The 16,802-nt window shown below is 43.6% G+C and carries 18 protein-coding genes; 6 read left to right on the forward strand and 12 right to left on the reverse strand.

The genetic code is table 11. The features are described from left to right. Genes EDC16_RS01620 through frdD form a run of 3 tightly spaced genes read left to right on the forward strand, consistent with a single transcriptional unit; the run spans position 1 to position 1,502 of the window. A complete protein-coding gene (locus EDC16_RS01620) occupies positions 1–741 on the forward strand; it encodes a succinate dehydrogenase/fumarate reductase iron-sulfur subunit (protein WP_132964719.1) in 741 nt (246 codons plus the stop codon). Positions 742–751: 10 nt separating this feature from the next. Further along, positions 752–1,150 (forward strand): fumarate reductase subunit FrdC, encoded by a 399-nt coding sequence (gene frdC / locus EDC16_RS01625; RefSeq protein WP_132964721.1) that lies wholly within the window; start codon positions 752–754, stop codon positions 1,148–1,150. Between the two features lie 10 nt (positions 1,151–1,160). Continuing rightward, positions 1,161–1,502 (forward strand): fumarate reductase subunit FrdD, encoded by a 342-nt coding sequence (gene frdD, locus EDC16_RS01630; protein WP_132964723.1) that lies wholly within the window; start codon positions 1,161–1,163, stop codon positions 1,500–1,502. A 72-nt stretch (positions 1,503–1,574) separates the two neighbouring features. Here frdD and EDC16_RS01635 read toward each other — a convergent pair whose 3' ends face one another. From EDC16_RS01635 to modA, 8 genes are all read right to left on the reverse strand, one after another. Next, positions 1,575–2,468, reverse strand: coding sequence for a LysR substrate-binding domain-containing protein (locus EDC16_RS01635; RefSeq protein WP_132964725.1), 894 nt, complete (start codon positions 2,466–2,468; stop codon positions 1,575–1,577). Between the two features lie 105 nt (positions 2,469–2,573). Next, the gene (locus EDC16_RS01640; protein ID WP_132964727.1) at positions 2,574–3,881 is read right to left on the reverse strand and encodes an MFS transporter; all 1,308 of its coding nucleotides are present in this window, start codon (positions 3,879–3,881) and stop codon (positions 2,574–2,576) included. A 207-nt stretch (positions 3,882–4,088) separates the two neighbouring features. Continuing rightward, on the reverse strand, positions 4,089–5,078 hold the full coding sequence (locus EDC16_RS01645) for a transketolase family protein (protein ID WP_132964729.1): 990 nt from the start codon (positions 5,076–5,078) through the stop codon (positions 4,089–4,091). A gap of 12 nt (positions 5,079–5,090) precedes the next feature. Further along, a complete protein-coding gene (locus EDC16_RS01650) occupies positions 5,091–5,927 on the reverse strand; it encodes a transketolase (protein ID WP_132964731.1) in 837 nt (278 codons plus the stop codon). 19 nt (positions 5,928–5,946) lie between these two features. Beyond that, entirely contained in the window at positions 5,947–6,699 is a 753-nt protein-coding gene (locus EDC16_RS01655; RefSeq protein ID WP_132964733.1) for an SDR family NAD(P)-dependent oxidoreductase, read from the reverse strand. Positions 6,700–6,884: 185 nt separating this feature from the next. Then, positions 6,885–7,946, reverse strand: a complete 1,062-nt coding sequence (modC, locus tag EDC16_RS01660) for a molybdenum ABC transporter ATP-binding protein ModC (protein WP_132964735.1) — start codon at positions 7,944–7,946, stop codon at positions 6,885–6,887. Further along, a complete protein-coding gene (modB, locus tag EDC16_RS01665) occupies positions 7,939–8,661 on the reverse strand; it encodes a molybdate ABC transporter permease subunit (RefSeq protein WP_165894180.1) in 723 nt (240 codons plus the stop codon). The genes modC and modB overlap by 8 nt, the downstream gene beginning before the upstream one ends. A 181-nt stretch (positions 8,662–8,842) precedes the next feature. Continuing rightward, entirely contained in the window at positions 8,843–9,622 is a 780-nt protein-coding gene (gene modA, locus EDC16_RS01670) for a molybdate ABC transporter substrate-binding protein (RefSeq protein WP_132964737.1), read from the reverse strand. Positions 9,623–9,774: 152 nt separating this feature from the next. On the opposite strand from modA, the gene EDC16_RS01675 reads away from it, so the two are divergent. Continuing rightward, positions 9,775–10,542 carry a TOBE domain-containing protein gene (locus EDC16_RS01675; RefSeq protein WP_132964739.1) on the forward strand — a complete coding sequence of 256 codons (768 nt, stop codon included), beginning with the start codon at positions 9,775–9,777 and terminating at the stop codon, positions 10,540–10,542. Here the strand turns inward: EDC16_RS01675 and EDC16_RS01680 are convergent. The 4 genes from EDC16_RS01680 to EDC16_RS01695 are packed head-to-tail and all read right to left on the reverse strand — an operon-like array spanning position 10,537 to position 14,390. Then, positions 10,537–11,238, reverse strand: a complete 702-nt coding sequence (locus EDC16_RS01680; RefSeq protein ID WP_132964741.1) for a prepilin peptidase — start codon at positions 11,236–11,238, stop codon at positions 10,537–10,539. The genes EDC16_RS01675 and EDC16_RS01680 overlap by 6 nt on opposite strands. A 10-nt stretch (positions 11,239–11,248) precedes the next feature. Continuing rightward, positions 11,249–12,442: a type II secretion system F family protein gene (locus EDC16_RS01685; RefSeq protein ID WP_132964743.1), complete on the reverse strand. Its 1,194-nt coding sequence runs from the start codon at positions 12,440–12,442 to the stop codon at positions 11,249–11,251. After that, on the reverse strand, positions 12,429–13,910 hold the full coding sequence (locus tag EDC16_RS01690) for a GspE/PulE family protein (protein ID WP_132964745.1): 1,482 nt from the start codon (positions 13,908–13,910) through the stop codon (positions 12,429–12,431). Before EDC16_RS01690 ends, EDC16_RS01685 begins: the two co-directional genes overlap by 14 nt. 15 nt (positions 13,911–13,925) lie before the next feature. Further along, positions 13,926–14,390: a prepilin-type N-terminal cleavage/methylation domain-containing protein gene (locus EDC16_RS01695; protein WP_132964747.1), complete on the reverse strand. Its 465-nt coding sequence runs from the start codon at positions 14,388–14,390 to the stop codon at positions 13,926–13,928. Positions 14,391–14,508: 118 nt separating this feature from the next. Between EDC16_RS01695 and ampD the strand changes: the two genes are divergently transcribed. Both ampD and EDC16_RS01705 read left to right on the forward strand, forming a co-directional pair. Next, positions 14,509–15,066 (forward strand): 1,6-anhydro-N-acetylmuramyl-L-alanine amidase AmpD, encoded by a 558-nt coding sequence (gene ampD / locus EDC16_RS01700; RefSeq protein ID WP_132964803.1) that lies wholly within the window; start codon positions 14,509–14,511, stop codon positions 15,064–15,066. 136 nt (positions 15,067–15,202) lie between these two features. Continuing rightward, positions 15,203–16,573, forward strand: a complete 1,371-nt coding sequence (locus tag EDC16_RS01705) for a hypothetical protein (protein ID WP_132964749.1) — start codon at positions 15,203–15,205, stop codon at positions 16,571–16,573. Positions 16,574–16,802: the final 229 nt, after the last annotated feature.

Here is a 16,802-nt window from a genome sequence, read left to right on the forward strand (position 1 = left end):
ATGGGTAATCTAGCTAACAAAACAATGACTATTGAAGTGCTTCGCTATAATCCCGAAGTTGACAAAGAACCCTACTTGAAGGCTTATCAAGTGCCTTATGACGATCAAACTTCGTTATTGGATGCCTTGGGCTACATCAAGGATGAACTGGAGCCTGAACTCTCCTATCGTTGGTCATGCCGGATGGCGATCTGCGGTTCTTGCGGCATGATGGTCAATAATAAACCGAGTTTGGCTTGTAAGACGTTCTTACGTGACTACAGCGGTTTTATGCGAGTTGAGGCGCTGGCCAACTTCCCGATTGAACGTGACTTAGTGGTAGACCTCAGCCACTTTATCGAAAGTTTAGAATCGATCAAACCGTATATTATCGGCAACAAAGCGCCTCCGGGCGAACGGACTAAGCAAACACCGGCGCAGTTGGAAAAATACCGCACTTTCTCTATGTGTATCAACTGTGGCTTGTGCTATGCCGCCTGCCCGCAATTCGGTTTAAATCCTGAATTCGTCGGCCCGGCAGTGCTGACACTGGCACACCGCTATAATCTGGATAATCGTGATCACGGCAAAGCCGAGCGTTTGAAAATCATGAACGGTAAAAACGGCGTGTGGACTTGTACTTTCGTCGGCTACTGCTCCGAAGTCTGCCCGAAACACGTTGATCCGGCGGCGGGTGTGAACCAAGGCAAAGTCGAGTCAGCAAAAGACTACGTTATCGCCATGCTGAAACCGCAAAAGTAAGGAGCAAAGAATGACAACTACAACCAGCAAACGCAATAAATATGTGCGTGAAGTCAAACCCAACTGGTGGCAAAAAATAGATTTCTACAAAATGTATATTTTGCGTGAATCTACCGCACTTCCGACCATTTGGTTCTGTATCGTCCTGCTTTACGGTTTCCTGTGTTTAGGCAACGGAACCTTTGAAACCAGTTTTGTTTCCTTTTTGAAAAATCCGTTGGTCATCATCCTGAATGTGATCACAATGGCAGGTGTGGTGTTTAATACCATCACATGGTACGGCTTGACCCCGAAAGCCTTAAATTTGATCTACAAAAACGAGCGCTTGCCGCAAACGGTGATCAAAAATTTAATGTGGGTTATCACGATCGCCGTTTCGGTCTTAACCCTTATTCTTGTGTATATCTAGGAGGAAAACGATGAAACAAGCTCCAAAACGTTCCAATGAACCTGTGGTATGGTTGCTATTTGGCGCAGGCGGAACCATCAGTGCCATTGTTTTCCCTGTGTTGGCATTAATTCTGCTGTTCCTCTATCCGTTGGGATTGGTTGATGCAGGCAATATGCTAGCGTTTGCACAAAGCATTATCGGCAAACTGATTCTGCTCGCCGTAGCAATCTTCCCGATGTGGGCAGGCATGCATCGCTTACACCACGGTATGCACGATTTCAAACTGCACGTTCCCGCCGCCGGTGTCATTTTCTACGGCTTGGCGGCACTGTATTCTGTGTTGGTATTTTTTGCGGTGATTAATATTTAAACCGCACTTGAAACGAAAACGCTCAAACAAATTGTTTGAGCGTTTTTTTATAAAAACTCAAATATACTGTACTCATCTACTGTTGTGTAACTCTTCTTCCAACCAATTGATAAAGTGCTGTACTTTGGCATATTTTTTATGCGTATGTGGAAAAACAATATAATGTGCATCAATAGGAATCATATAATTACTACCAAAAACGGGGATTAATTCACCCGATTGTATAAAAGGTTGTGCTAATAAACTGCTTTCTACAATGACACCAAGATTTTGTTTAGCCGCTTCAAAACTCATATATGAACGATCGAAACTAAAGGCATAGGATAAATTTTCTATCTGTACATTATGATATGCAAACCATTGTTGCCATTGCATCAGCATACATTGAGAAGCGATTAAATCGCATTTTAATAAATCTATTGGTTCATTGATTTGATTCTTTTTAAGAAAATCAGGGTGAGCCAACACAATTGCATATTCATTTTTAATAGGAATAGCGCTTAATCCTTTCCAAGAAAAACTACCATAACGAATATCTACATCAGTTTGAGATAGATTAAACTGAATATTTTCATAGGAACAATCAATATTGATTTGATATTCAGGATATTGCTTTTTAAACTTTTCCAATCTCGGTAATAAATAAAGCAAGCCAAAAGTTGGAGCAGTATGAATGCGTAAGGTTTCTTGCTCTTGACGTTCAATAATATCATTAGTTGCTGCACCTAAGGTATGTAATGCACCTGAAATAGCATCAAGATATTGTTGCCCTATTCCAGTGAGTTTTATCCCCCTTCCAGTACGATAAAATAATTTTTTATCTAATAAACTTTCTAACCCTGCAATTTGATGGCTGACTGCTGACGGTGAAATATTTAAACTTTCTGCCGCTTTTACAATATTTCCGAAATAAGCAGCCTGCTCAAATACTCGCAGGGATTTTAGCGGAGGAATAATGTTTGCCATAATTTTTCCTTGTGATAAAACTGATGCATAACTTATTATAAATTATAAAAAAAAGAACACAATACGGCAAAATATTGTGTTCAAATAAAGGGTAAAAGTCAGATATTATGCAAGCTCTTTTTGTTTTTTCCTTGCACTAAGCACAATAATTGCCGCACTAACGAACATACTAACACCTAAGAATGCAATAGCCGTGTTAAATGAGTTGGTTAATTCTTTTAAGTATCCTACAATCGTCGGACCAAAAAATCCTCCCAAGTTACCGATACTATTAATTAACGCTATCGCTCCGCCAGCCGCCGCCCCTGTGATAAATGAAGGCGGAATAGCCCAAAAAGGAGGAAATGCCCCGAATGCACCACACAATGCAACCGCGAGGAAAATAAACGCAAGCCATACGTTAGTATCTGCGACATAAGTTGCCAGCATTAAACCTAGCGCACTCACTGCCAAACACCCTGCGACATGCCATGGACGCTCTTGCGTTTTATCGGAATGGTTGCCGACTAACATCATCACAATCATTGACACGAAGTAAAGCGCACCAATAATCCAGCCTAAATTTTGCAGGCTAATACCTGAAGTCGCCGAGATGGTTTTAGAGATGGTCGGCAAGAACATATTGATCCCATAGTAACCCATCATCCAGAAGAAATAACCTACCGATAACCATAAAACGGTTTTATCTTTCAAGGCTTCCATAAAGGTATAATGTTTCACTTCTTGCTTCATTTTTTGTTCAATATCAAGCGTTTCAATTAGCCATTTCTTCTCTTCTTGCTCTAACCAGTGAGCTTTGTCGATACTATCTGTTAGGTAGAAATAACAAATTATACCCAATATAACAGCTGGAATAGCTTCAATAATAAACATCCATTGCCAACCACTTAATCCTAAACCTTCAATGGTTAATAAGAATGTAGATAACGGTGAACCTAAAGCATTTGCGCCTGGAATCGCCAACATAAAAGCAGCAATCGCTCTAGCATGATGTTTAGTTTGGTAGAAACCACTCAAATAATGTACCATACAAGGATAAAAACTCGCCTCGGCCACCCCCAATAAAAAACGAATCGTATAAAATTGCCAAGGTGCTTCAATAAATGCCATTAAAATGGCGAGAATCCCCCAACTCACCATAATCCGGCAAATCCACTTGCGCGCGCCAACTTTTGCCATCATGGCACTACCGGGCACTTCCAATAAAAAATAGCCAAAAAAGAAAATACCTGCGCCAATACCGAACACCGTATTAGAGAATCCTAAATCTGCATTCATTTGCAGTGCTGCAAAACTAATATTCACGCGATCAAGGATGGAAATAAAAAAACAAATAAAAAGAAATGGAAGTAAACGCCAAGTTACCTTACGCACGGTACTTTGCTCTATTTGTAAAATATTACGGGCTGTCATAATAATTCTCCGTTTTATTAATCAGGGGCAATACTATTTGCTTAGAAATTAGGGAGAAAGCATAAAGTGCGGTTTAGAACTGCTATTTTTAATGCCTTACCTAAAATTTAAAAAATATTATTTATTGATATTATGAATAAAGAAATCTCCCCACGAGATTGACTACAAGTAGACTTATCCTCCCACCTGTAGTCACCTCCAATTGTATTATTCCGCTAACCATTTCTTGATGCTGTTACAAATTGCAGCAGTAGAAATACCATATTCATCGTGTAACGTCGGTAATGCACCGGCAAGTAAAAATTTATCCGGTAATGCAATACGTTTCACTTTGGCGGAAACCCCTTGTTCAACTAATAAACTCGATACTGCCTCACCAAGCCCGCCGATCTCACTATGGTTTTCCGCAGTAATCACTAAGCGCTTAGATTTGGTAATTTCTCGCAAAATTGTTTTATTATCTAATGGCTTAATCGTTGGGCAGTGTAAAATGGCAACACTTACACCTTCAGCCGCTAATTTTTTCGCTGCTTCAATCGCTCGCATCGTGAGAATACCGGTTGAGATCATTAACACATCATTACCGTCTTCCAGTAATGTTGCTTTGCCAATTTCAAATTTATAGTCATAATCTTTTAGTACGTTCGGCACTTTTCCGCGTAACAAACGCAGATAAACCGGGCCATTGTGATCTGCTATAACCGGAACAATTTGTTCAAGCTCCGTCGCATCACAAGGATCAATCACCGTCATATTCGGAATCGCACGCATCATGGCGATATCTTCCGTCGCCTGATGGCTTGGCCCATAACCTGTGGTTAAACCCGGTAATGCTACGGCAATTTTTACATTGAGATTTTCTTCTGCAATAATTTGATGAATAAATTCATAAGCTCGACGGGTTGCAAACACCGCATAAGTGGTAACAAAAGGGATTAATCCTGTTTTTGCCAAACCGCCTGCTGTCGCCATCGCCAGTTGTTCTGCTATGCCCACTTGGAAAAATCTATCCGGATAGTTTTGAGCAAAAATGTGTAAGTCTGTATATTTTGCCAAATCTGCAGTAACACCGACGATTTCAGGGCGGGTTTCCGCCAATTTGTTTAATGCATAACCGAACGGCGCTGAAATGGTTTCTTGTCCCTCTTCGGCAATAGAGGCGATCATTGCCGATGTGGTTAATTTTTTCTTAGTCATCGTAAAATTCCTCTATTTTTGGCTTTCATCTAGTACAGCAATGGCTTTTTGCCATTCATCGGCATCAACACGAATAAAATGGTTTTTCTCACGCACTTCCAAAAATGGAACGCCTTTCCCCATTAACGTATCGAAAATAATGACGCGTGGTTGATCACCTGAATAATTGCGCGCATTATCAAATGCTGCGAGTACTGCCGCAATATCATTGCCATTGACTCGTTGCACATACCAACCGAAAGCTTGCCATTTATCTACCAGTGGCTCGAAATTCATAATGTCGCTTGATTTACCGTCTGCTTGTTGTTGGTTGACATCAATTAAATTAATTAAATTGCCTAATTTATGATGGCTGGCAGCCAGTGCCGCTTCCCAAGTGGAACCTTCGTCCAGTTCCCCGTCAGACATGGAGTTATAGACAAAGGATTTTTTATTTTGATAACGCAAACCAAGCGCTATCCCCACAGCAATAGATAAACCCAGCCCTAATGAGCCGCCGGACATTTCCATGCCCGGAGTATAAGTTGCCATGCCGGACATAGGTAAACGGCTATCGTCACCGCCGTAAGTTTCCAGTTCCTCTTCCGGAATAATTTTGGCTTCGATTAATGCTGCATAAAATGCGATCGCATAGTGACCATGCGAAAGTAAAAAGAAATCTCGATCTTCCCATTCGGGATCCGTCGGTTTAAAGTTTAATGCGTGACAATATGCCGTTGCCAACACATCGGCATAACCTAATGCTTGACCAATATAGCCTTGCCCTTGCACTTCTCCCATGCGTAATGCATAACGTCTAATGTTATAGGCATGCTTTGCAAGCTTTGTTACTAATTCTTGAGTTGCCATAGATTAATTTCCCCTTAAATTAATGAATATGCATTCCACCGTTCACATCTAATGTGATACCGGTTGAATAAGATGCTAAATCACTGGCTAAGAATAATGCTGCACGCGCAATATCAACCGCATCACCTAAGCGGTTTAATGGAATGCCGGCAATAATATTGGCTTTTTGCTCATCAGATAATTTGCCCTGCGTAATATCGGTTTGAATTAATCCCGGTGTGATACAATTCACACGGATACCATCAATCCCTAATTCGCGCGCCATCGCTTTAGCCAAACCAAGCACGCCGGCTTTTGCCGCACTATAATGCGGACCACCAAAAATACCGCCGCCACGCTGTGCCGATACCGAAGAAATACATACAATGCTGCCTGACTTTTGTGCACGCATGGTTGGGATAACCGCTTGGGACATTAACAAGGTGCCGCGTAAACTGACATCAAGCACCGCATCATAATTTCCGCCTTTAATATCCATCACTTTTAGTGGCTGGGTAATGCCGGCATTGTTGACCAATACATCGATACGACCATATTTAGCCAAAATTTTTTCTTTTGCCGCTTGTACTTGGGCTTCATCTGCCACATTGATTGCTACGCCTAAATGCCCTTCACCCGGCAAAGCATTGGCCGCTTCAATCGATGCTTGCTCGTCTAAATCGGCAATCACGACTTTAGCACCCTGCTCGGCAAACAATTTCGCTGTTGCCCGCCCTAACCCACGCGCAGAAGCTGCACCGGTAACAATGGCTACTTTGTCTTTTAATAACATAATCTATTCTCCTATGGTGTTTTTGTTGGAAAACAAAATATAGGAAAGTGAGATGAGTAGGAATGCACAAACGCTCACGTTTGATTGAGAAAAATTGAAAGCGTGATGAAGGTAACACAAATGGGGCGTTCCCCATTCAGAAGGGAGACGATCAACGTTGGGTATATTTAAGACTAATTTAAATACTAAGCAATCACTGACACACTTTTTATCTGGGCATAAACCCACATACCGACTTGTAGCTCCAATTCGGCAAGCGCCCAGCGGCTGATCGAGGCACCGAACTGCAAGCCGTCGGCGTTTAACCGCACTTCGACTTGTTGTGCTTGGATTTCAATTTCAGTGATTTGGCACGCCAGCACATTACGGATACTGCTGCCCTTTGTCGGTTGCAGAATAATCGACACATCGGAACTGTAAATGCAGATCCGCACCAAATCACCGGCATTTTTTTGCGGCATTTCGTGAATCCACAGCGGTTGTCCGGCAAAATTCAATACCGTCATCTGATAGAGTGGGTGGTGCATTTCAATCGGCAGGCTGAATACCGCACTTTGCTGCTGCACGCCTTTCCAAGGTAAAAAATGCGGACTTTGCCAAATCGTTTCCAGATCATCAAATGCCAGCACCTTGCCCTGCTGTATTAAAATCACGCGTTGCGCCAAACGTAGCAACTCTTCCAAACTGTGGCTGACATACAAAATCGGAATATTGATCTCTTTTGCCAGACGATCGAGGTAATCCAATAACTCCTGTTTACGCGGCAGATCCAAGGCGGCTAGCGGTTCGTCCATGAGCAATAATTCAGGTTCGGTCAGTAGCGCCCTGCCGATTGCCACTCGTTGCTTCTCACCACCGGACAAGGTGAGCGGATAACGTTTCAGTAGAGGTTCGATGCCTAACAGTTCAATAATTTCTTGATATACCGCTTTGCTGACTTTTTTCATGCCGTAAGCCAGATTGCCTTTCACGGTGTAATGCGGAAACAACCGCGCATCTTGGAACACATAGCCGAGATGGCGTTGTTCCGGTGGCAGGTTGATTTTGCGCACCGTATCCACCAAAGTGCGGTTATTGAGTTGAATATAACCTTGGTCGGGGAGCGATAACCCGCTCACCAAATTAATCAATGAGGATTTACCACTACCCGATAAACCGAAAAGTGCGGTGACACCGTTGGATGGAATTTGCAGGTTGGCACTTAGCGCCAGACTGCCAAGCTGTTTTTTCACATTAATTTCAAGCATTGCTTTGTCCCAGTCTATATTTCGCCCGTCGAGCCAACCATTCGGACAATACCAACGACAGCAAGGCAATGATAATCGCAATAATACACAGGCGAGCCGCCGCTGCTTCTGCCGAGGGGGTTTCGATAAAAGAGTACATCGCCAGCGGAATGGTTTGGGTTTCGCCGATAATATTCGAGACAAAGGTAATGGTTGCGCCAAATTCACCCAACGAACGGGCAAACCCCAAGACTAAACCTGCCAAAATGCCGGGAAAGGAGAGCGGCAAGGTAATGGTGAAAAAGACTCGCCAGCTGTTTGCGCCCAGCGTGCGAGCCGCCTGTTCCAACTTAGGGTCGACATTTTCCAGTGCCAAGCGAATCGCCCGCACCACCAACGGAAACGCCACCACCGCCGAAGCAAGCACCGCCCCGCGCCAACTGAATGCCACGCTGAAATCAAACCATTGATACAAATATTTGCCGATAAAACCGTTGCGCCCAAAAGCCACCAACAACAAATAGCCAATCACCACCGGCGGCAGCACCAGCGGCAGGTGGATAATCCCGTCCAACAGATTCTTGCCCCAGAAATCACGACGTGCCAGCAACCAGGCAAAAAATATTGCCGCTGGCAAACTGAGCAGCATTGAAAACAGCGCAACTTTTAAACTGAGATGGATGGCGCTGATTTCCGCCGGACTGAGGCTGAGAGTTTGGATTATGCTGTCGATCAAAAAGTGTCCTTGAGAAATTTTTAATATAGAAGTGCCGTCAAAGTGCACGCTATCACAAAAGTAGGGGCTGATTAACTATCCGCCCATTTACGAAGTGCGGTATAAGCATTTAATCTAAAATGGAAAAATGCAAAATTTAGTTCGGGCGGATATATAATCCGCCCCTACACTGCCTAAGCAATTATTCTACGCTGAAACCATATTTCTGCAAAACAGCTTTCGCATTGTCAGTGCCCAAGAATGCCATAAATGCCTGTGCCGTTTCGCTGTCATGACCGCTAACAATCGCTGCCGGATATTCCACTGCCTCATAGCTGCCAGCAGGGAACATGCCAACCACTTGTACTTTATCACTGGCAGCTGCATCAGTGGCATACACAATCCCCAACGGGGCTTCGCCACGTTCAACCAACGTCAATGCCGCACGCACATTGGCGGCGCGTGCCAGTTGTTTTTCCACCTTATCCCATTGATTTAACTTGGTTAATGCGGCTTTAGCATAAATTCCTGCCGGAACGTGTTCCGGGTCGCCGACGGATAAAAAGTTTTTGCCCAAATATTTCAGCCATTCCTCTCTGTTCAAATCAAATTTCAATTCCCCGACACTTTTCGGCGCAATCATCACCAGTTTGTTGCCAGCAACAATTTTACGCGAATCGGCAATAATTTTGCCTTTTTCCTGCAAGAAGTCCGCCCATTTCAAATTTGCCGAAACAAAAATATCCGCCGGAGCGCCCTCATCAATTTGACGCGCCAACACTGAAGAGGAGGCAAATGAAAAGACCACATCGGTTTGTGGCTGTATGTGCCTAAATTCAGCCGACAGATCCTGCAATACATTGGTCATCGAAGCGGCGGCAAATACCGTCAATTTGTCATTTGCCAGTCCTGAAAATGATACTGCCGCCAAAGCCAGCGCCAAAACCGCACTTTTGCTGCTACGAATAATGTGTTTTAACATAATCTCTCCTAAATAAATATAAAAATTCGATATGCAATTAATTATATAACGATAAAAAAAGATGTCTATCCAGATTCCGAGTTTTCTTTTAAAATGCGAAGAGAATCACAAACCTTCAAGACTAACCAACAAGATAAGCAATAGGAATTCTTATGGCGGATATTGATATCGATCTCAGTATAAAACTGCAACAGCAACTGTTTGTCGATCCGCGGCGTATTCATCTGCTGCGTGAAATCGAAAAGTGCGGTTCGATTTCGCAAGCTGCAAAGCAGGTTCGAATCAGCTATAAAACCGCTTGGGATAATTTAAATGCAATGGACTTGATCAGCCCAAAACCGTTATTACAGCGCAGCACCGGCGGCAAAGAAGGCGGCGGCACCACATTGACTGCCTACGCTAAGCGGGTGCTGCGGTTATACCAATTGCTGGAACAAACTCAACAACGGGCATTTGCTATTTTGCAAGACGAAAGCATTCCGCTCACTAGCCTGCTATCCGCCACAGCCAAATTCAGCTTGCAAAGCAGTGCCAGAAACCAATTGATCGGCAGGGTGCAACAACTGTGTACACAAGGGCTGAATTGCCAAGTGCAGATTGCAGTTGAGGGCTTGGACAGCCCGATTAGCGCTGCGATCACCCAAGCCAGTGCCGAGCGTTTGCAGTTGCAAACAGAGCAAGAATTACTGCTGATGTTTAAAGCGCCGTGGGTCAGCCTGCAGCAACAAGCACAACAGATCAACAGTTTTAAAGGTCAAATCAGCGCATTGCAACAACAGCAAAACAGTCACGAAGCGATTATTCAGCTCAGTCCGCAAATTGAGTTTTGCGCCAGCTATCACTCTGCCGATCAACATCAAATCGGTGATTCAATATACGTCAGCATTGATCCGGAAAAGATTATTCTGTTGGCACTATAGCAAAAATAGCGCTATTGCTGAAATATTCAATGCAGGTGCAAAAGGCAGCTGTTGTGTTTTCCAATCAGTCCGGCGGCGAGCAACAAACAGTGCTGCCAGCAACGTTAATACACTGGCAAACAACAGCAATAACGGCAGTTGCTGCCACGGATAAAACATTGCGAGGGCGCTGATTAACCAGCAATCGCCCTCGCCAAACACTTCTTTGCGGTAAATCCAATGGCTGATTTGGAAAAACAATCCACTCACCACCACCGCCGACAACAGGCTTTGCACACTTTGCGCCAGTGATACCAAACCGATCTGCTGCCAAGCCCCAAACAGTGCCAGCAGCGCCAATGCTTGGCAAAGTGTGGTCGAGATCAAACGGTAGTAAAAATCCAGCACCCCGATTGCCGTCAATAAGCCCAACAACGCCAACAGCCAAATTTGCGTTAGGAGATCCGAAGAAAACCAACTCATCAGCAAACTCAAACCGACAAAAATCAGTGGCAATCCATTCAGGACACGACTTTTAATCGGCAACAGCCAGTGATAATCCGCGGCTAGTTGCTGCTGCGTATGTGGCAAATAACAATCTTGATACTGTTGACGCAAAGTGCGGTTCACTCGTTCGGCAAAATGTTCCAGCGCATATTTTAGCCATAAACCGATGACCAGTGCCAAAAAAATTAACAACAGTAAGCTCGGTTGCATTATTTCAACCTCATCCCAACATCGCTCCCATATCAAAAATCGGCAGGTACATCCCCAACATCACCGCACCGATCAGCCCGCCAATCAACAACATTAACAAGGGTTCTAGCAGTTGCGACAGCAAATCGATCTGATGATCAAGCTGGCGTTGATAGTTGTCGGCAATATGTTGCAGCATCTGCCCCAAACAACCGCTCTTTTCGCCTACCAGCAACATTTGCTGCGCCTGCTGTGGAAACCAACGACTGCTGACACTTTGCGAAAAAGCATAACCCTGTTGCAACAACTGCAAACTCTGGCTAATCTCCTGCTGTAACAGGCTGTGTTCCGCCGGTTTCTGTGGATTTAAAAACGTTTGCAACGCTTGGTTCAACGGAATCCCGGCATTCAGCATCAACGCCAGATTGCGGCTGGAATCAACAATCAAGCTAAGCTGATTCAAGCGCCCAAACAGCGGCAATATCGCCAACCATTGCGCCCATTTGCGACGGACTTTGCCATTTTGGCGGTAAACACGGATTATGATAGCGATCAGCAAAGCGCATAACAGCGCCAAACGCCCGCCATAGTCCTGCAAGATCTGTGATTGTTGCAGCAAAAATTGCGTAAACAGCGGCAATTGCTGCTGATTTTGTTGATACATTTCGGCAAATTGCGGCACCACAAACAGCAGCAACAGCACCGTCAAAGCAAAAGAGATTAGCAGCACCATCATCGGATATAACAAAATTTTCTGCAATTTGCGCTGTAATTCTAATTTTTTGCTTTTATCTTCGCCGATTTGACGACATATCTGTGCCAGCTGTCCGCTGGTTTCGCCAATTTTAATCAACTGCCGATCACGCTCATTCAAAAATTGTGGCTCTTGAGATAAGGTCTGTGAAAACGAGTACCCCGCAGCGATTCCATGTTCTAACTGCTGTAACCACAGCTGTAATTTTTCGCTTTGACAATTCTGGCTCAACATTTGCAACACAGTTTTTAACGGTAGCGCTGCTTGCAGTAACATCGCCATTTGCTGCATCAATTCGCAAATCTCAGCATGGCTGACCGCTGATGACAGACGCCAATTGCGCCGCACTTTTACTTGCTGTAAGCCACGCGCCAGCAACCGCACTTTTGCCTGTTCGGCACTTGGCGCTAAAATCATACCGCTCTGTTGCCGTTGCAATTGGTTCACTGCCTGCCAGCTAAATTCCGCCATTACCGTCTCCCAATACTCGCTGAATCTCTGCCAGATCAGTCACGCCAGACCGCACTTTTTCCATTCCGCTGTGATACAAACTGGCAAAATCCAAGCGATATTCCGCTTTCGGCAAGCTATCACGGGTTTTATTATTAAAGTGCGGTTGCAAAAATTGATAAGTACCAATTCGACCATGATAGCCTTGCTGACATTTGTCACAGTGTTCTTGCTGCGCTTGTCGACACTCACAACAACGGCGCAGCAAGCGTTGCGCCACCACTAACAGCAGGCAGGATTCCAGTTCATACTCTTTAATCCCCAGCTGTTTTAAACGCCCGATCGCCGAAGGTGCATCATTGGTGTGCAAAGTAGACAGCACTAAATGTCCGGTTTGTGCCGCCCGAATCGCCATCTGTGCGCTCTCCTCATCACGAATTTCGCCCAACATAATCACATCGGGATCTTGACGCAGAAAAGTGCGCAGCAGCTGCTTGAAATCCAAGCCAATCGCCGGATTGATCTGGGTTTGTACAATACCCGGCAAACTAATTTCAATCGGATCTTCGGCGGTCAGAATATGTTTTTCCGGTTGGTTCAGGTTGTGAAGTGCGGTATATAGCGAAATACTTTTACCACTGCCGGTCGGTCCGGTCACCAAAATCAACCCTTGTGGTTGGCGCAACGCCTGTTGAAAACAGTATTGTTGGCGCTCGGTCATCCCCAATTCAGCAAATGCCAGTTCAACAGGTTTATTCTGTTGCAGCCGCAACACCGCTTTTTCACCCAACTGGGTCGGCAAAATCGACAAGCGAAAGTCCAACACATCATTAAAAGCGGTAGTGAATTGAAAGCGCCCGTCTTGCGGCAATCGAGTCTCGGCAATATCCAAATGTGCCAACAATTTCACTCTTGAAATCAAACGATTGGCAAAATTAGCGCCGATTTGCCGATTAACGCTCAACACACCATCCACCCGAAACCGCACTTGCAACCCTTGTGCGTTTAGCAGCGGCTGCGGTTTAAGTTGTGCTATCGGTTCAAAATGGATATCCGATGCCCGTTGTGCCAACGCCTGTTCAAAAATCGTTTCCAACAACTGAATCACCGGTTCATCACGCTTATCCTCTTGCACAGCCGGAATATCGTGACGATATACCGCTTGGGTGTAGTCTTGCAGCTGATCTGCTACGCTGCTTGATACTGTCGCAGTTAATTGTTGCAGTGCGCTTTTCAACACACTGTTGTCCAGGATCACCGGCTCGACGCTTTTATCATGTAAAAATGCAAATACCTCACAAGCATTCAAATTATCCAGCGAATCTAGCCCCAGCCATAACCGCTGTTGATCTTCTTGCAACGGCAATGCGAAATAGCGTAGCAACAACGATTGCTCATGACAATTGCGTCGCCACAGTGATGGTTCAATCTCAAAAAGCTGCCCGTCCAGCGCTGTGATTTGAATGGTGAGTGAATTAACGCCAGTCATCCTATACTCCTGCTGCTACGAACAAAAACCAACCGGGAAAATAGCCGTATCTGAATTCGGAGCAGTGCAAGCCACCGCCCAACTGATTTCGCTGCCGTTGCCGCCACTCGGTGTCAGGGTGTAGCCGTAGCCCTCCAAGCTGCTTTTACCGCTGACACTGATTTTGCCTGCTGCGGTGGCGATGGTTTTGATATATTTCGATTTATTCTCTGCGGTTTTATCCGGCTGAATACCATTGCTGCCTCCGCTACACCCCGTGGCTGCACCGGTATTATAAATACACAGCTCCACCTCGCCACGATAGGGGGTTGAAGCTTGCAGTAGTTCCGACAGCGCCGCTTTGCGGGTGTAGCTTTGATAAGACGGCACAGCGATGGTCGCCAGCACGGCAATAATTGCGATAACAATCATCAATTCCACCAACGTAAAACCGCTTTTAAGGTTGTTTTTGATATTGCTTTTTAGATTAAAGTGTTGCATGATTTTTTCCTTGTTTAGATAAAAATTGACGGCTCAAAATTGACAGCCTCAGCATCGCAAAGCTGCACACAAAAATCTAAAAACGGCAAAATTACTGGAATTAAGATCGCAAAATATGATGTTGCCCCCGCAAAAAATTCAGCACGGTTGGTTGAGCCCGGTGCGCAAGATTTCGTCACCGCACTTTGATGCACGCCCTGACTCTGACGATATTTCCCTGCTGGTGATTCACTACATCAGCCTGCCGCCAGAGCAGTTTGGCGGCAATTTTATCGATCAATTTTTTCTGGGCAACCTAGCGCCAAATATCCACCCCTATTTTGCCGAGATTTACCAGCAGCGGGTTTCCGCGCATTGTTTGATCAGTCGTTTAGGCGAAGTTACCCAATACGTCAGCTTTGCTGATCGCGCTTGGCACGCCGGTTTATCCTGCTTTCAAGGGCGGGAAAAATGTAATGATTTTGCCATTGGCATTGAATTGGAAGGCTCAAATAATCAACCTTTTACTGCGGCGCAATACCGCACTTTGCAGCAACTGACCACGTTGATTATGCAAAACTATCCACAAATTACCCCAGAACGAATTGTCGGGCATAGTGATATTTCACCGGGAAGAAAAATCGATCCCGGTCAATTTTTTGATTGGCAACGCTATCTTAGCGGAATATCCGCCTAACAGGAAAAATGCTATTTAAAATAAGAATTTGTGATATATCTCACATAGATAATGATGTGTCACATCACTGCTTGTGATCAATATCTTTTTATTATATGGTCTGCTTAGAATAAAAATTAAGTGAGCATAGCCTAGGATGAAAACATATTACCCCCTGCTATTTAACCGCACTTTTAAGCTTTCGCTACTATTATTACTGATACAACAATTTATTATCGCCTCTTCAAACTATTGGATTGCAATCAGTGCTGAGAAAATTGCCACACAACAGCCCTATTTTCTGTATTTATCACTGTTTATTGTGTCATTAATTATTGTATATATTCCGTCGGTCATTTCCATCAGCTTATTGGAAAAAGCCAAAATAATTGCATTAAATAGCTACCATACTCAATTCAGAACACTGTTTTACGGCTTAAGCCACATCAATGCTGATAAAAACCAGAAAAAAACCATGATGCCCTATTTATCGTCTGAATCTTTTCTTGTGATTGATGAATCTTATCGCTTTATTTATGATTGGATTGCCGTGATATTAAATGTGCTGTTTAATATCATTACTCTAGCCTTTTTGTTAGAAGCCAATATTATTTATGCTTATTTTATCGGACTGTTATTAGTATTAGGCTTTATCCTGAAATTCAACACTAATGTCGCTGAAAAAAGTCGCCAAGCACAACAAGATCGTACCGAATTGCAACATCATCTGTCTCAAATCTGGGATAACTGTACGCTGGGCAATCAATATAATGATCGGCTTTACCAACAAGACCTACTGAAAAAACAACAATCTTTATTATTTTCCGCTGTCAAAAGCAAACAATTTAATAATATTGTCTCCTCTGTTGGTATGTTAATTATGATGTTGCCGGTTATTATGCTGATTCTATTTCTGTTTTACCAATACCGCACTTCGCCAGCAATGTTAGCAGTACTGATTGCAACGTTACCAAGACAAGTCATTATGCTGCAATATTGCTACAGTATTATTTCCTATATTACCCAATGGTCTGCATTAAAAGCCAAATTAAACGGATTACTTCAAGCTATGATACCTCCGCCAACAAACAGTGATATTTATCAGCGAATTTTATGGGATAAATTTAAGATTAGTACATCTGCTAATCTTAATATTGAAATAATCAACTTGGAATATTTAAAAAATAACCTACCTAAACAGGGAAGAATTACGATTCAAGCGCCAAACGGTGCTGGAAAATCGTCTTATTTAATATGGCTGAAAACACAATTGGCAGAACAAGCTTATTACCTGCCGGCTTATCACCATCTACAATTTTCACAAACAAATACAACGCATTGCTCTACCGGAGAAGTATTAAAATATAATCTCAATGAGCTGCAACAACATTTAGACCAAAAAATTAAAGTGATTATGTTAGATGAATGGAACGCTAATCTTGATACTGCGTCAACAAATGAAGTGGATCAATTAATCGAAAAACTAAGCCAATTGTTTTTAATTATTGAGGTGAGGCATCATATTTAAATCATTCAAGTAGATTTATAATATCAGCCCAAATCTGCTGGGAAATTTAAAATACACGGTCAATATTGTAAGAGTAGGAGCGAATTATATATCCGTCCGAACCGCACTTTTCCTTTATTGATTAAGTACTTATACCGCACTTCGCAAACGGGCGGATATATAATCCGCCCCTTGTATATTCAAAATAAAGTATACTAGCAACACAGCACCGAATCGTTATCCACAGCTT

It is taken from the genome of Testudinibacter aquarius, assembly GCF_004342725.1.
GTDB classification, from domain to species: domain Bacteria; phylum Pseudomonadota; class Gammaproteobacteria; order Enterobacterales; family Pasteurellaceae; genus Chelonobacter; species Chelonobacter aquarius.

Excerpts from the sequence above, each read along its gene's own strand:
- EDC16_RS01695 (WP_132964747.1), bottom strand. The coding sequence starts at position 14,390 with ATGCAACACTTTAATCTAAAAAGCAATATCAAAAACAACCTTAAAAGC.
- modC (WP_132964735.1), bottom strand. The coding sequence starts at position 7,946 with ATGCTTGAAATTAATGTGAAAAAACAGCTTGGCAGTCTGGCGCTAAGT.
- frdC (WP_132964721.1), top strand. The coding sequence starts at position 752 with ATGACAACTACAACCAGCAAACGCAATAAATATGTGCGTGAAGTCAAA.
- frdD (WP_132964723.1), top strand. The coding sequence starts at position 1,161 with ATGAAACAAGCTCCAAAACGTTCCAATGAACCTGTGGTATGGTTGCTA.
- EDC16_RS01640 (WP_132964727.1), bottom strand. The coding sequence starts at position 3,881 with ATGACAGCCCGTAATATTTTACAAATAGAGCAAAGTACCGTGCGTAAG.
- EDC16_RS01675 (WP_132964739.1), top strand. The coding sequence starts at position 9,775 with ATGGCGGATATTGATATCGATCTCAGTATAAAACTGCAACAGCAACTG.
- EDC16_RS01635 (WP_132964725.1), bottom strand. The coding sequence starts at position 2,468 with ATGGCAAACATTATTCCTCCGCTAAAATCCCTGCGAGTATTTGAGCAG.
- EDC16_RS01655 (WP_132964733.1), bottom strand. The coding sequence starts at position 6,699 with ATGTTATTAAAAGACAAAGTAGCCATTGTTACCGGTGCAGCTTCTGCG.
- EDC16_RS01690 (WP_132964745.1), bottom strand. The coding sequence starts at position 13,910 with ATGACTGGCGTTAATTCACTCACCATTCAAATCACAGCGCTGGACGGG.
- EDC16_RS01650 (WP_132964731.1), bottom strand. The coding sequence starts at position 5,927 with ATGGCAACTCAAGAATTAGTAACAAAGCTTGCAAAGCATGCCTATAAC.
- EDC16_RS01620 (WP_132964719.1), top strand. The coding sequence starts at position 1 with ATGGGTAATCTAGCTAACAAAACAATGACTATTGAAGTGCTTCGCTAT.
- EDC16_RS01705 (WP_132964749.1), top strand. The coding sequence starts at position 15,203 with ATGAAAACATATTACCCCCTGCTATTTAACCGCACTTTTAAGCTTTCG.
- ampD (WP_132964803.1), top strand. The coding sequence starts at position 14,509 with ATGTTGCCCCCGCAAAAAATTCAGCACGGTTGGTTGAGCCCGGTGCGC.
- EDC16_RS01680 (WP_132964741.1), bottom strand. The coding sequence starts at position 11,238 with ATGCAACCGAGCTTACTGTTGTTAATTTTTTTGGCACTGGTCATCGGT.
- modA (WP_132964737.1), bottom strand. The coding sequence starts at position 9,622 with ATGTTAAAACACATTATTCGTAGCAGCAAAAGTGCGGTTTTGGCGCTG.
- EDC16_RS01645 (WP_132964729.1), bottom strand. The coding sequence starts at position 5,078 with ATGACTAAGAAAAAATTAACCACATCGGCAATGATCGCCTCTATTGCC.
- EDC16_RS01685 (WP_132964743.1), bottom strand. The coding sequence starts at position 12,442 with ATGGCGGAATTTAGCTGGCAGGCAGTGAACCAATTGCAACGGCAACAG.